We start from the raw sequence: 13,853 nt of genomic DNA, 5'->3' as shown, positions 1-13,853 counted from the left end.
CCTGCTACTTATTCTCTCATAAAATTTTTCTTGGAATCTACTTGATTAGTTACTATCAACAATTCCAAAAAGGGCTGATTTTAAAACGCCTTTTTATAGTACTAAAGTACCAGTGATTAGCGATCGCCTGTGCCAGTTGCGTAAGTCCTGTTCACTATTGCATAATTTGCCATACTCGGTAAGTAATCTATACCAAAATGCTTATTTACTCGATTACAAGTGCAACTTTAAGCGGATTTATATTTGCAGCTAAAGATTGATGCTAGCGCGGTTAAAACTTAATAAGCTTTAACTATTACTTGCAGCAATTCAATTGAGGAATGTGATCGTGAAACGCTTTAATGTCTCTAAAATTTTAGGAAGTACTGTTCTAGCTCTAAGTTTGGCTACCTTGCCTACAGTTCTACCTGCTTCTGCTCAGACAACAACGACCCCTGATGCTACTGTTACAGATACTACTACAGACGGCACTACTACCGACAGAAATTATAGTGATGGCGATTGGGGTTTGTTGGGCTTGCTCGGTTTATTTGGTTTATTTGGTCGCAAGAGCCGTAAAGCCGATGATAATGTAGCTTATCGTGATCCTAATGCGGTAGGCTCCTCTAGCTCCCGTTCTAACTATTAATAATTAGTTGCGTTCTAATTTAGCGTAAGTCCTAAAGATAATTATGGGTAAAGCCTGCTAATGCAGGCTTTATTTGTGTGTTTATTTAAGCTCATCCCATCCCCTTAAAGGGGATGGGATTTCATGTTGACTGTTAACCGTCAACCGTCAACCGTCAACGGCATCGGAGTGTCTTTTATCCCATCTTGAAAAAGAGTGGGTTTTCCCGACACCTTTTTATAAGGAATTGGTAAGGGAACTCCAAAAAATAAATTATCCAATTTTTGGAATCACAACGACTTTTCCTCCCCCTGCTCCCTGCTCCCTGCTCCCCTGCCCTAAAAGCGATGGGATATTTTTTTATTTGGAAGTCCCTAAGAGGATGTCTGAAAAGTATCAAATATTTGTTGATCCCCCGTAACCCTCCTTAACGTACAAGTTTGGCAAAGCTAGTTGGTGGTCATCAGTTACATTAAAGTAAATGTCTTTTGTATATATTTAATTGGTGGAAAATGGAAGATTCAGTATTTGTTATATTTCTTGGGTTTGGATTTATTTGGATTTTAATGGGAGTTGTAGGTTGGATTGCGTTTTTAAAATCTGAGGGTGAAGAAATTAAGTTTGGGAAGTGGGGGCTTATAGTTGCTATCCCAATCCTCATACCAATAATTGTTACTCTGATTATTGGTATATTTTATCACTAATTCTTAATTGCACCCCTAACTAAAATTACTGTACTTTCTACACCAGAGGCGATCGCTTCTGGAATATTACCTTGAATCGCTTGCTGCAACAATCCTTCGCGCGATGCTCCCAAAACTACAACATCGTAGCCTTCGGTTTGCACTAGCTTAATTACACCTTCAGCCACTGAATCTGCTTGGACTGGGAGAGCAACTACAGTACTGGATAATTTGCGCCGCCGCATCAAATGGCGGATGGCTTGTTCTGAAATTGACATATCTGGCTTGAGTTCGGATGGCTTAAACACCTGTGTCAGGCGAATTTGCGGATCATTCCCCAATGTAATTAAAGCTGGTAGCAATTTAATCGCCAACGGGGAATTGGGCCCACCAGCCATTGGGACTAGCCATCGGTTGAAGAGGGGACTGGGGGCTGGGGATTGGGGAGTTTTGCCTAATTTTACTAATACTACTTCGCAGGTGGCTTGGCGAATTACGGTGTCTACAACGTTGCCAAAAATCCGACCGGGGGTAGATGTGTTACCTTTCCATCCCATTAAAATTAGGTCGATGTGTTGTTCGTTGATTGTCTCCAAAACTGCCTGCGCTACATCGTGGGTAACTCGTATCTGCGTGTGTAAGGGAATTTTCCACTTTTTTGCTAAGACTTCCGCCTGTCGTAACAAGCGGCGACTTTTTGCCGTCCTTACCTGTGTTTCTGATGGGGAACTGTGGCGGGGTATCAGCATCACTTGCACGCAATCTATTTCATAATGGCGATCGCGGGCAATAGCTGCTGCCATTTGTAATAAAATACCTGCTGTTTCTGGATTAGCTACTGGCACTAATAATCTACCACTGCCGGTACTGGGCGATCGGGTTTGGTAAACTATATAAGAAGGTTCTGGTCGCAGTTTAAGAGTTCGGTTATCAGCATTGAGATGATCTGCTTCCGCCCGAATAATATCTGCACGAGTAATAATTCCGATTAGTTTCCGTCCATCCACCACAGGTAAGCGGCTGATTTGATAGCGATCGAGTAAATACAGCACATTGCTCAGGGTGTGGATTGGTGTTACTGTCATCGGAGCAGGCGTCATAATTTCTTTTAAGAAAATATCGGCTAGGTTGCGATCGCGGAGCGTGTGCTTTGCACTCTCGCGTATTTTCAGCAAATCTGTTTGCGTCACAATCCCTACTAACCTGCTATCTTCCACCACAGGGAAACCACGATGATGGGAACGAGCAAAGGACTGCATTGCTTCTTCCAAGCTCATCTCTGCATCCAGAGTTTCTACCCGTTCTTGCATCACATCTTTTGCGGTTAACTTAGTTAACGCTCCTTCCATAGGAGCTTCTTTGGTGAGAGTAATGCCTTTTAATTCCAAAAGTTTCTCATAAAGCGAACCAGGTACTACCTTATCTGCAACTAAGTAAGCAGCTACAGAAACAATCATTAAAGGTAGCACCAGATTAAAATCTGTAGTCATTTCAAACACAATCACAATTGCTGTGATTGGCACTTTAGAAACGGCGCTAAAAAATCCCCCCATACCCGCTAGCGCGTAAGTAGTAGGAGAACCTGCTCCCGTGATGTATAACTCAGATACACCGATGATGTGCCCTAAACAAGAACCCAAAATCAGACTGGGAGCGAATAATCCCCCCGGCGCTCCTGAACCAAATGCTATGAGTGTGAGGATGAACTGGGCTGCAAAGGCGATCGCTGCTACAGTAGGATGGGTTCCTCCAGTAATTAAAGACTCTCTTAATGCCGTATTATCCCGGAAGGATGGTGGGAGCATTGCCACGACAACACCAGAGATCAATCCAGCCAAAGCTACCCGCAACGGTAAGCTAATATGTAATTTTTGATAAAATTTAATACTAAGTATTAAGCCGCTATTAAACAATGCACCCAATAACCCTGCCAAAATACCCAAAAGCACGAAAAAGGGAATTTCTGGAATGGAGAATTGGCTGGAAGATTGTACCAATTGCAGGTTAAGGTCTAAACTGCCACCACCTAAAAGCCGGGATATCACCCCACCAATAAAGGAGGCGATAATTGCAGTTCCCAGAGTCAGCCCTGATAAATCCTGAAGTAACTCTTCAACGATAAACAATACACCTGCGATCGGGGCATTGAAAGCAGCAGCCAAACCCGCACCCGCACCCGCTGCAATCATTTGCCGTCGATGATCTGGGGAAGTAGGAACCCAGCGACTCATCCCTGCTGCCAAACCTGCCCCTACGTGAACAGTAGGGCCTTGCCGTCCCAGAGTCATGCCCGAACCTATTGAAATGATGGCGCTGATTAACTTTACACCTGCCACGCGCCAAGATAATCTCATGGGCACATTTGCCAGAGAGGCTTTGACTTGGGGAATACCGCTACCAGAAGCCTCTGGTGCTAATCTATCCACCAACGATCCAGCCACAAACCCCAGCACAAGACCAATTGCTGGTAGCGCCAGCCATGCCGGTAAAAGGTGGGTAGTATGGACTCGCCATGTTCCCAGCCATCCCGATCCTACTTTCAATAACACCGCAGATAGGGCAGCAACCAAACCGATGATACAAGCTTCGGCGATCGCTAAACCTCTTCTGGGTTGCCACCAAGTGCGAAAGCGCTGATTCATAGCAATTTTGGATTTTAGATTTTGGACTTTCCTGCGGAACGCTATACGTACCTTGCTTCCACGTTCACGGAGCGTCTCGTAGAGAAGTGGTACGGCTTTGCTCAGTCGAACGATTTTGGATTACAAGTCTGTACCAAAAAGCTGTTCGGTGGAATCTCAGAGGATGCTTGAAAATCCGTCAAAAATAGTATAATATAATACTACATATTTTCTGTACTCAATTACGAATTAGGTAGCTTGCTTCTCGCAAGGGGCGAGTATTAAGATTACGAATTATTTAATTGCTTCTCCCCGTGGTAGATAGCCCTTCTACTATCAGAGATGGAGTATAACAAGAACCATTCCAATCAGCATCATTACCTAGTGTAACCAATTGCTTGAGAGCTGTGTAGACATTACCTGCAACCATCGTATCCTTAACGCGCCCAATTACGTGGCCATTTTGGACGCGATAGCCTAAATCAACGTTGATTGAAAAATCTCCTGAAATACTGCCGCCACCACCCAGCATTTGATCCACAATTAAGCCATCACCCAGTTCTTGAATTAAATCTGGTAGTGATGCTGAACCTGGCTGGATCAGAAAATTAAATAAACCAGGGGTGGGATAGCTACCTAAACCAGGACGAAAACCATTTCCAGTAGTGCCAGTACCTAGTTGGCGGCCGGTGGTGCGATCGCCATAAAAATGCTGTAAAGTCCCGTTTTGGATAAATACTAAAGATTTGGTGGGAGTGCCTTCATCATCAAAAGGACAACTGTAAGGGCCGGCTTCTGGGTCTTGGTAGAGGGTAAGACTGGGTGCTATTACTGGGTTACCCAGGCGTTCTCCCCAAGGGGAAGCTACTTCTAAGACTCGCTTGCCATTCAAAGCTTCTTGCACAGTGCCCCAAAGCATATCAGCTGCTTTAGAAGTGAACAAAACCGGGACGCGACCATTAGGAGATGAGACATTTTCTTTAGCCCAAATTAACCGTTGTAAAATTTGGTTAGCTAAGATTTCAGGGTGGAGTTCGCCCCGCTTGGTTTGACCATCGGAAACACTTAAAAAATCATCACCGCGCACCCATTCGGCTGATATATAGCAGTTGAGAGTAGTATCGGTGTAGTAAGAATCTAAACCTTTAGTATTGACTATTCTGGTAGTTTCAACATCACATTCCCAGTCACCATTACAAACAACATCGGGATAGGCATCGCGGATGAGCGCGATCGCTTCTTTGCCCCAGTCTACCAAAATCTCTATCGGCACACTTTCCCCTAAATCTGGGTAGGAGGGCTGAAAGTTAGAGCTTAATTCTACTGCTTCTGGTTGATTTAGTTGACTTAGTGCTAGAGCTTTTTCCACCATCACTTCGGCTAGGACAGAACCGTAAGCCACCGTGAGTCCCGGACGCCCGTTTCGCCAAAGCCGTAGTGCTGTACCTTCAGATTGGTTAGTTTCTAGCTGTTTGAGTCGGTTTGCCTCAAAAAACACTGGACGAGAAAGCGATCGCGACTGATACACCTCAGCAGCTTCTGCTCCAGATTTTATAGCTAGTTCCAGCAACTGTTCGGCTAGTGTATCTTGTGACAAATTTTCAGAACCCATGATCCTTAGTGAATTGTGGATTTTGAACCGCATATCAACGCACGTTGAAGAAAGTGCGATCGCTAAAAGCCGGCGATCAGACTTTCTGCTGATGAACGCAGATAACCATCCAAAAATCATCAGCGTTTCCTTACAGTTACCATTTGAAACGTAAATCAACACTGATGGACGCAGTTAATTATCCCAAATCATTGTCATGTCTCAACGGATCTAGTCATTAGTCATTAGTCATTGGGCATGGTTATTCTCCTTGTCCCCTAGTCCCCCTGCCCCCTTGTCCCACTTCCACTCCCCATTTTCAAAGATTAACCTCTTGCAACAGCCAAAAACCAGCAAAAGACTGTGCGTTGGGATCAGACTGTACACCGATAAAATGCACCCCGTTAGCTTTTTGCTTGGCTTCTTCAAAAGCTTTGGCTTCTGCTAAGACTTGAGGTTTTTTGATATTTGCCACAATCCAGCTTTCACTAACACCAGTTTCTAAAAGCAATCTTGCCTCTTCACTGGTGTCAAATCTTAAAAAAGCCAACTCCAAACCAGACATCCAGGCTGCTAAGGGCAATGCTCTAGGTGAGAAAATCAAAATCCCAGGAATACGGGCTTCAGGTGAAACTTTCGCCAACTCTATGGGGAAAGCTTCACCAAAGCCAATTTCCCACTCTGGCATCTCAGCAAAATCCGCAGCATCTAAGGTAACAAATGTCCACTGTTGTCCTTCTAAAGCATCTGGTAAACGTTGCGGCAAAGGTTTCTCCAAGCGGACTGAGGGATTAGTCCCCCCTTGATACCCTGCTTCTTGAGGATACACTTCCTCCATACGTTGTTCTAACCATTGGTTGAGAAGCAAAGTGCGGCGGCTAGGCTGGGCGGGAATTCCCAAGTCTTGGCAAGCTTTAGTAATCATATTGTTCATTTGGCGGCGGAAAAAGCGGATTTTAATTGGTGCTTTTCCAGCTTGATTAATAGCCTCCTGCAACGCTGTCCGTAACCAAACCGAATTTACCTGGGTACTAGGACAATATTGAGCATAGCGAAACAAAGAATCTACTTTTGTGCTTATATCTAAGGGGCTTTCACAGACTAAGACTTCCCAAATTTTTTTCTGATTATCGTCCAAAATCGGACGAGAGTAAAAATCGATTTCCCAAATACTGCCCATGTTTTGTGGTAAAAATCTGGCTGTTATGTTTTCCTGATATTTTGATCATACGAGTGTTGGGGCAGCATTGGACATTGAGAAGTGAACACTTGTACTGAGCGCACTTCTACGGTGAAGTAAGCTACGCGTAGCGTCTATACGAGAAGCCGTAAAGCCTGCGGCATAGCTACGCTTCGCGCGTAGCCTCTCGTAGAAAAGTATTGCGTAAATAAAGCAACCATTTAAAATCTCTAAAGAGCTGATTCCATAACACTTTTGACTTTTGAACGCCAGTTGCTTCAAGTCGGCAGAGCCGCCCAACGCACTGGTTCCTTTTGACTTCCGCCTTGCGGTACTAGTGACGGTTGATCCAAACACCTCTGAGTCCAGCTGCTCTAGCCGCGTGGTAATCTTCTATAATGCTATCGCCAATATGCCATGCTGCTTCTGGAGAACATTTATGTTTATCTAAAGCAATGGCAAAAATTTGAGGATCGGGTTTAGCTGCACGTACCTGGGTAGCAATGGTGACAGAGGTAAAAAAGTCTCTCAATCCTAAACTTTGCAATACTGAGTAAATCCGAGAATCAAAATTGGACAGCACCCCCAAGGTAACTCCCAACCGCCGCCAGTTGATTAAAGCTGGTAAGACATCAGGATAAACAAACCACGGTTCGGCAGTGCCAAAATGGATGTAAAGTTCGCTAAAAAAAGCTGAAAAGTCAGAAAATTCTTTGAGAACACCCGCACTTTCAAAAGTGTTAAGAGCAATTATCCGCCACCAATCAAACTCGCGCTGGGGAATATCTTGCAGTTCTGCATCTGGAAATATCGGCGGCGGCGCTGCTTTAAAGCTTTTGATGAAGGCTGTATCCAATGTTTCAGCTGAAACTTTAACGTCAAATTCTTGGGCTATCTGACTATAAACTTTACCCACACTACCTTTGACATCGAAAAGTGTACCCACAGCATCTAAAAAAATAACTTTCGGTTGTTCCATCAAAGTTTAAAAATTTGAATGTTGAATGTTAGATTTTGGCTTGTTTAGAGCTTCTGTGGGTAGAGTCTAGCATCTCCTAAGTAGGTTGGCGGAAATAAAGCAAATCATGGTAAATGCCTTAGTTTTTGTAAATGCTTTAGTTTTTTATCTATGTCTAATACTTCTCTACGAAAGGCTGCGCCCTAAGCGTAGCTATGCCGCAGGCTTTACGGCTTCTCGTAGAGACGCTACCCCTAGCTTGCTTCTCCGTAGGAGTACGTTCAGTGCAAGTGCCCAATGCCCAACCTTAAGTTACCGAGAAAGTGTTTCTATGATCGGACGCACTAGCCAATTAAAACCAACTTTGAGTTGATGATCTAAAGTTGGTAGCCGATATAAATAAGCAATTCGCCGGGCGACGGATGCTAAGGGGCCATCTAGTTTCATTCCCAAACCAGTGAGAGTAGCGTTGTCTATTCCTAGTGCCATCATTTCTCCCAACTGTTGATAGCGGAAGGGAAGGAGGGGGCGATTAGTCAGAGTTGCCCAAATATTCCAAGCAGTATAATCAGCTTGTTGAAAAGCGGCTTGTGCGGTGGCGGGGACTTGCTGTCCTTCAGCATCATGACAGTCTGCTAAATCTCCCAAGGCAAAGATTTCTGGATGCTCAAGTACTTGTAAAGTTGATGTAGTGCTAATTTGACCACGCTGGTTTTGCTTTAGCGGAAGAGATTTTACCACGGGCGCAATCCTAGTTCCCACAGTCCAAATTACTAAATCCACGGGAATCGTGTCTAACTGGTTTTTGTACTCTAGGGAAATGGAATTTTGCTCTATTGATTCGACTTTGGTTTCTAAATCAATAAACACACCACGGGCTTCCAAAGCTTTCTTTGCTGCTTCCCGATTGAACTCTGGGGAAGTTCGCAAAATTTGGTCAGCAATTTCAATGATCCGAAAGCGTCCTCTTTCACCTAGTCTCTCGGCTAACTTACAGGCTAACTCTACACCACTGTAGCCAGCCCCAATAATTGCCACCCGAATTTTATCAACATCCGATTCTTCTAAAAATCGTAGGCGTTCTTCTAAACGATAGGCATCAGAGATTGTGCGGAATGGATAGCCGTAGGCAGTTGCACCTGGGACTAAATCTAGCGGTGTCTCACCTCCTAGCGCCAGTACTAAGCGCTCGTAAGGGATTTCCGGCCCGTTCTGTACATTTACTTGTTTCTGGTCGATGTCGATTTCAGATACAACCCCTTGATAAAAACGCACCCCTGTGCCTTGTAAAAGTTCTTCAAATGGTGGGGCAATTTCCCAGGTTTGTAGTTCGCCAGTGAGTAATTCGTAAAGTAAGGGAGAGAATAGGAAGCGATCGCTTTGATCTACTAGAACAATTTCGGGTTTTTGCGTAGATTCCCAAGGGAGCTGACTTAAGCGCAAGGCTGTGTAAAGACCACCAAAGCCTCCGCCAAGGATACAAATTCTAGAATTTTGTTGAGTCATCGATTCTATCTATAAAAGGATCAATACTAGCTGGGCAACTAACTTCAGTCTAGTCAGTTAAAGCGGACTTTTCAAAATTCCATAAAGTTTGTCATCAGTTTCAGTTCACTTGTCGCGGTTATCTAATTGAGGATTCGCTATAGTTAACGGTTAACAGGCAACGGCTAAAAGGAGTTAAAGAGATGGAAATTAAGCCAACTGACCCATCGCTAGCACTCATGGAAATTCCCCCTGGCTATCTCAACATTATGGGTTACGTTGATCAGTCAGAAGTTAATGGCCCTGGTTGTCGTGCAGTCGTCTGGGTACAAGGTTGTCTTCGTGAGTGTCCTGGCTGCTTTAATACTAACTCCTGGTCATTTGAAGCTAACCAATTGATTGCTGTTGATACCCTTGCCGAAAATATTCTCAGCAATCCTCACAATACGGGTGTAACATTCTCTGGTGGAGAACCCTTTTGGCAAGCAACTGCACTAGCGTCTTTAGCTCGTAAGCTAAAAGCTGCTGGGTTAAATGTAATGTCTTTTACTGGGTTCACTCTCTGGCAACTACAGTCTCAATCTGCACCGCCAGGCTCCCAAGCATTGTTAGAACAACTTGATATTCTGATTGACGGGCCTTTTGTCCAATCTCTGGCAATAAATTCTCCCAACTCTCCAGTTTCTTCTAGCAACCAACGGGTTCGTGTGTTGAACCCGGCTTTCCAAGACCAGATTACCTGGGCTAGCGATCAGATAGAAGTCCACATTCTTAAGGATGGTGGTCGCATCGTCACTGGCTATCAAGGTGGACTGGAACTAACGTAGTGGCGCGGGAGTGGGGCGACAGAAGGGAGTTAAAACTTGAACGTTGAGCCTCAGAAGCTCAACGTTTCTTTATTAGTGACAACTTAAAGCGATCATCAAAATGTGATGGTTGACAGTTAACTGTTAACTGTTAACTGTCAACGTAAAATCCCCTTTGTAGGGATGGGATAAGCTTAATTAAGTTTTTCGTGAGCAGCCAAAATTATTTTTTCGGTTTCTTCCCAACCAATACATTTATCAGTTACAGAAATTCCATATTTTAATTCTTCTTTACCAGTAATTGGTTGACTACCTTCATATAAATGAGATTCTAGCATCATGCCAACTATTGATGTATTACCATCCACTATTTGCTGAATAATATTTTCTAAGACGGCACCTTGTAATTTGTAATCTTTATTAGTATTGCCGTGGCTACAGTCGACAACAATCCTCGGTGGTAAATCTGCCTGTTTTAATTTCTCTTCTACCAGTTTGACATTTGCTGCATCAAAATTGGGTTGACTACCACCCCTTAAAATTACGTGACCATAGCCATTACCTTTAGTTTGAAAGACGCTGACCTGTCCGTTTTGATTAATTCCGATAAAATTATGCGGATTTCTGGCTGATTGTAGGGCATTCAAAGCTACTTGAATATTGCCGTCAGTACCGTTTTTAAAACCCACAGGCATCGAAAGTCCACTTGCCATTTCGCGGTGAGTTTGTGATTCAGTCGTACGTGCCCCTATAGCAGACCACGTAATCAGTTCACTAATGTATTGAGGTATGATTGGATCTAGGGCTTCTGTACCAGCAGGTAATCCCAATTCTGTAATTTTTAATAATAGCTCTCGTGCAATTAATAACCCATTCTCTACATGGAAAGAATCATCCATATCGGGATCGTTAATTAACCCTTTCCAACCTACGGTTGTTCTTGGTTTTTCAAAGTACACTCGCATAATTAGTAGCAGCTTATCCTGCACTTGCTCGGACAATGTTTTCAACCTTTCAGAATATTCGAGTGCTGCTTTTTGGTCGTGGATTGAGCATGGGCCAACTACTATAAATTTTCTGCGATCCTGAAAATCTAGTATCTGTTCTATTTCCTGCCTATATGCTAAAACTCTTTGTTCGGCTAATTGTGTTAAAGGTAATTTTGATTTGATTTCATTGGGAGTTAATAAAATGCGATCATTCTCAATATTAGCGTTGTCGATATTACTATTAAATAATTTGTTGTGCATGGGGATGCTCTGGCAATTTTATATACGCACTTCAACTCAAAAGTGTAACACAAACCCATAAAATTTTAAAATAGCTTATTTTTAACTTGACAAACTTTTAACTGGACTGTATTCGAATAAGGTGATAACTGAAAAAGGGGAAACATTTTCCCCTTTTTTATTTGCTATTGAGCTACTGACTCAGTAGTAGTGTATATAATTACTGCCATACAAACACTTTGGCTTCGTATGGGCCCAAGTCAGTTATGATGCCATCATCACCAGCTTCGACATCATAATTGCCTGTCCATTCATGCCATGTACCAGCGCTAGGAAAGTTAGGAACATGATAGCCCGCTAGGAAGTTTTCTGAGAAATTTGCTATTACGACTACACGAGAACCTTCATCATTCCAACGAGTATAAGCTAATACTTTTGCATCAGCATTTTCGTGGATAAAATCAATATTTTCTGTGTAAAGGGCATGACTACTTCTACGCAGGTTGGTTAAGCCTTTGTATAATTCAAATAAACCACGATTGAGGTCATTCCCTAACAGCGTCCAATCGATTTTTGATGATTCAGGTTGTTTAGGTTTGTACTCGCCAAATTCCTCTCCCATCCAAATCAAAGGTACGCCAACAGCAGTCATTAGGATGGCTACTCCTAATTTAACCCGCCTAAAAGCTTCTTCGTCAAAAATCTCACGGTTTCCCAATTCAACCATGACATGGTTATGGTCATGGTTGGTGAGGTAATTTACTACGTTGGTAGCACCCAAGAAACCCTGGCGCTTGCAGTCAATGACATCTTTTAGACGCTCTAAATCAAATGTATCACCGCAGATATGTTCTAGAATACAGTGATAGAAACTGTCATGCCAGCAACCATCCATTGGCCCATCTACATTCGTAATGCTGGTAGTTTCAGGAATGTGTTCAGCAACGTTGTAAAAAGGCTTCATGCTAGCAGTTTTTTTAGCTTCCTGGACAATCCAGTGCATGAAATCGTAGTTAGCAATTTGCCGCGCTGCATCATAGCGAATACCATCAAGATGATATTCTGATATCCAGAAACGGATTGTCTCACCAATAAATTTCCGCGCTGGATAAATATCTAATTTTTCGTCATAATGCTCATAATTAAATTCAGGCCCCCAGTTATTATCAGGGTCACGAGGATCGTGATGATACCAATAATCGTGGTCAATTTGTGTTAAGGGAGCAGATGCTTCTGAGTGGTTATAAATACCGTCCAGTATTACACGAATACCTCTGCTATGACACTCATCAATCAATTTTTTCAAATCAGCGGTAGAACCATAACTTGATTCTGTTGCAAAGAAGTGACGGGGATTATAACCCCAACTATAATCACCAGGATATTCTTTAAGTGGCATCAACTCAATAGCGTTGATTCCTAGTTCGCACAAATAATCTAACTTTTCAATGACGTGTTTATATTTTCCACGTGCATAAGGATCATCCTCACCACCAGAAAAATCACCGACGTGCAATTCATAAATTACTAATTCGTGGTCAGCAGGTAAAGGTTTATCATCATGTTGCCAAACATAGGTATCGGTAATTCTTTCGCCATCTTTGATCCGGACAACACCATCATCTTTTCCACTTAGTTCATCTATATCGGTTGCATAAGGATCTGTAACATCAACCCATTGTTCTGGTTCAAAAAACCATGAATTTGACTGGACGCGAAATTTATATTTATAAACACCGTCTTCTAGTTGAACACTTGTACGAAAATAACCATCGTCACCTTTTTCCATTGATATTTCTTGCCAATCAGAAAAAGAACCAATTAATGATACTCCTTTGTTGTAAGGTGCAAATAAATTAAATTCAATTGGCTTTGCCATAGAAGTGTTTGTAATACCAAGAGTTGATAAAAATATTTTCTGATGCTCAATTCAATTTGCAAATCGCTCTACAGAAATAATTATTTAATTAGCGCTTCTATCTTGAGGATGGTTTTATAAAAAATTTTGTAAATAATTACTGTTTTTGGCGTTTTTTGACTGTTTATCACATTTATTTTTTTAACTAATATCCAGATGCCCATAATACTACTAAGCTTAAAATGCTATTGAAAATAGATTAATGGCTTTTTATTAATTTCTTAAATGGCAGATATTCAGTAAAAATAAGATATTGTTTGCTAAATATCTGCTGTCTAGGATTACTCAATTTTGCCGTAAGTTTGTTGCATATAACTTAACAACCAATTTGCCGCCGTCGCTCTGCGAGTTTGCCGAGGTCCAAATTCACCAATTTTGTAACCTTTGAAACCCAGTTTTTCTTTGAGCATTTGTTTATTTTCAGCAGGAATGGAACGGGTCAACTTGACTGTTGCAGGGCGAGATTCAATGAAATTTGGTGGTTGTGGGTACTCACCCTGCCATTCTGGCGCAACTTGGCTAGTGTCCCATTGTGCAGTTGAGGAATCATAGCGATACCCTAAATAATGCCATAGCAATTGATTGACTGTAGCATCATCAAGTTTCTCGTCAATAATTGCCCAAATTGTTTCTTTATTAAGTGGTGGCAGTTTAGACATAGACAATTCAAAATTCCAAGTTGAAAAACTGGTTACTGATTAATTAAATTAACTACAGTTAGTAGGTATTGAAAAATACTTTATCACTACTCTGTGACACTCCTAAAGATAGGGAT

At 42.4% G+C, this 13,853-nt stretch carries 12 protein-coding genes; 4 read left to right on the top strand and 8 right to left on the bottom strand.

The window, feature by feature from the left end; translation table 11 throughout:
- Nucleotides 1-328 precede the first annotated feature (328 nt).
- Nucleotides 329-628 (top strand): WGxxGxxG family protein, encoded by a 300-nt coding sequence (locus H6G26_RS25000; protein ID WP_190732222.1) that lies wholly within the window; start codon nucleotides 329-331, stop codon nucleotides 626-628.
- Between the two features lie 491 nt (nucleotides 629-1,119).
- Nucleotides 1,120-1,311 (top strand): hypothetical protein, encoded by a 192-nt coding sequence (locus H6G26_RS24995; protein ID WP_190732220.1) that lies wholly within the window; start codon nucleotides 1,120-1,122, stop codon nucleotides 1,309-1,311.
- Here H6G26_RS24995 and H6G26_RS24990 read toward each other — a convergent pair.
- Both H6G26_RS24990 and H6G26_RS24985 read right to left on the bottom strand, forming a co-directional pair.
- Nucleotides 1,308-3,932, bottom strand: a complete 2,625-nt coding sequence (locus H6G26_RS24990) for a chloride channel protein (protein WP_190732218.1) — start codon at nucleotides 3,930-3,932, stop codon at nucleotides 1,308-1,310. The genes H6G26_RS24995 and H6G26_RS24990 overlap by 4 nt on opposite strands.
- A 277-nt stretch (nucleotides 3,933-4,209) precedes the next feature.
- Nucleotides 4,210-5,523, bottom strand: a complete 1,314-nt coding sequence (locus H6G26_RS24985) for a TldD/PmbA family protein (protein WP_190732224.1) — start codon at nucleotides 5,521-5,523, stop codon at nucleotides 4,210-4,212.
- Here H6G26_RS24985 and H6G26_RS42115 point away from each other — a divergent pair.
- Nucleotides 5,522-5,677, top strand: coding sequence for a hypothetical protein (locus tag H6G26_RS42115; protein ID WP_206757556.1), 156 nt, complete (start codon nucleotides 5,522-5,524; stop codon nucleotides 5,675-5,677). The genes H6G26_RS24985 and H6G26_RS42115 overlap by 2 nt on opposite strands.
- A 144-nt stretch (nucleotides 5,678-5,821) precedes the next feature.
- Here H6G26_RS42115 and H6G26_RS24980 read toward each other — a convergent pair whose 3' ends face one another.
- The 3 genes from H6G26_RS24980 to H6G26_RS24970 form a co-directional block, all read right to left on the bottom strand.
- Complete coding sequence (locus tag H6G26_RS24980; protein WP_190732216.1) at nucleotides 5,822-6,682, bottom strand: Tab2/Atab2 family RNA-binding protein; 861 nt, start codon at nucleotides 6,680-6,682, stop codon at nucleotides 5,822-5,824.
- Nucleotides 6,683-7,016: 334 nt separating this feature from the next.
- Entirely contained in the window at nucleotides 7,017-7,661 is a 645-nt protein-coding gene (locus tag H6G26_RS24975) for an HAD family hydrolase (protein WP_190732214.1), read from the bottom strand.
- A gap of 291 nt (nucleotides 7,662-7,952) precedes the next feature.
- A complete protein-coding gene (locus H6G26_RS24970; protein ID WP_190732212.1) occupies nucleotides 7,953-9,146 on the bottom strand; it encodes an NAD(P)/FAD-dependent oxidoreductase in 1,194 nt (397 codons plus the stop codon).
- A 182-nt stretch (nucleotides 9,147-9,328) separates the two neighbouring features.
- On the opposite strand from H6G26_RS24970, the gene H6G26_RS24965 reads away from it, so the two are divergent.
- A complete protein-coding gene (locus H6G26_RS24965; protein WP_190732210.1) occupies nucleotides 9,329-9,952 on the top strand; it encodes a 4Fe-4S single cluster domain-containing protein in 624 nt (207 codons plus the stop codon).
- A gap of 173 nt (nucleotides 9,953-10,125) precedes the next feature.
- Here the strand turns inward: H6G26_RS24965 and H6G26_RS24960 are convergent, their stop codons facing one another.
- The 3 genes from H6G26_RS24960 to H6G26_RS24950 all read right to left on the bottom strand — a co-directional run bounded on the left by H6G26_RS24960 (nucleotide 10,126) and on the right by H6G26_RS24950 (nucleotide 13,737).
- Nucleotides 10,126-11,181, bottom strand: a complete 1,056-nt coding sequence (locus tag H6G26_RS24960) for a 3-deoxy-7-phosphoheptulonate synthase (protein ID WP_190732208.1) — start codon at nucleotides 11,179-11,181, stop codon at nucleotides 10,126-10,128.
- A 199-nt stretch (nucleotides 11,182-11,380) separates the two neighbouring features.
- Nucleotides 11,381-13,054 carry an alpha-amylase family glycosyl hydrolase gene (locus H6G26_RS24955; RefSeq protein WP_347242500.1) on the bottom strand — a complete coding sequence of 558 codons (1,674 nt, stop codon included), beginning with the start codon at nucleotides 13,052-13,054 and terminating at the stop codon, nucleotides 11,381-11,383.
- A gap of 305 nt (nucleotides 13,055-13,359) precedes the next feature.
- On the bottom strand, nucleotides 13,360-13,737 hold the full coding sequence (locus H6G26_RS24950; RefSeq protein WP_190732205.1) for a DUF1823 family protein: 378 nt from the start codon (nucleotides 13,735-13,737) through the stop codon (nucleotides 13,360-13,362).
- Nucleotides 13,738-13,853: the final 116 nt, after the last annotated feature.

Source organism: Nostoc sp. FACHB-888 (genome assembly GCF_014696655.1).
Taxonomy (GTDB): Bacteria; Cyanobacteriota; Cyanobacteriia; order Cyanobacteriales; family Nostocaceae; genus Nostoc.
Note: the sequence above shows the minus strand (reverse complement) of the source record. Positions and strands in the feature narration are given on the sequence as shown.

Excerpts from the sequence above, each read along its gene's own strand:
- H6G26_RS24995 (WP_190732220.1), top strand. The coding sequence starts at position 1,120 with ATGGAAGATTCAGTATTTGTTATATTTCTTGGGTTTGGATTTATTTGG.
- H6G26_RS24990 (WP_190732218.1), bottom strand. The coding sequence starts at position 3,932 with ATGAATCAGCGCTTTCGCACTTGGTGGCAACCCAGAAGAGGTTTAGCG.
- H6G26_RS42115 (WP_206757556.1), top strand. The coding sequence starts at position 5,522 with ATGATCCTTAGTGAATTGTGGATTTTGAACCGCATATCAACGCACGTT.
- H6G26_RS24985 (WP_190732224.1), bottom strand. The coding sequence starts at position 5,523 with ATGGGTTCTGAAAATTTGTCACAAGATACACTAGCCGAACAGTTGCTG.
- H6G26_RS24980 (WP_190732216.1), bottom strand. The coding sequence starts at position 6,682 with ATGGGCAGTATTTGGGAAATCGATTTTTACTCTCGTCCGATTTTGGAC.
- H6G26_RS24975 (WP_190732214.1), bottom strand. The coding sequence starts at position 7,661 with ATGGAACAACCGAAAGTTATTTTTTTAGATGCTGTGGGTACACTTTTC.
- H6G26_RS24970 (WP_190732212.1), bottom strand. The coding sequence starts at position 9,146 with ATGACTCAACAAAATTCTAGAATTTGTATCCTTGGCGGAGGCTTTGGT.
- H6G26_RS24965 (WP_190732210.1), top strand. The coding sequence starts at position 9,329 with ATGGAAATTAAGCCAACTGACCCATCGCTAGCACTCATGGAAATTCCC.
- H6G26_RS24960 (WP_190732208.1), bottom strand. The coding sequence starts at position 11,181 with ATGCACAACAAATTATTTAATAGTAATATCGACAACGCTAATATTGAG.
- H6G26_RS24950 (WP_190732205.1), bottom strand. The coding sequence starts at position 13,737 with ATGTCTAAACTGCCACCACTTAATAAAGAAACAATTTGGGCAATTATT.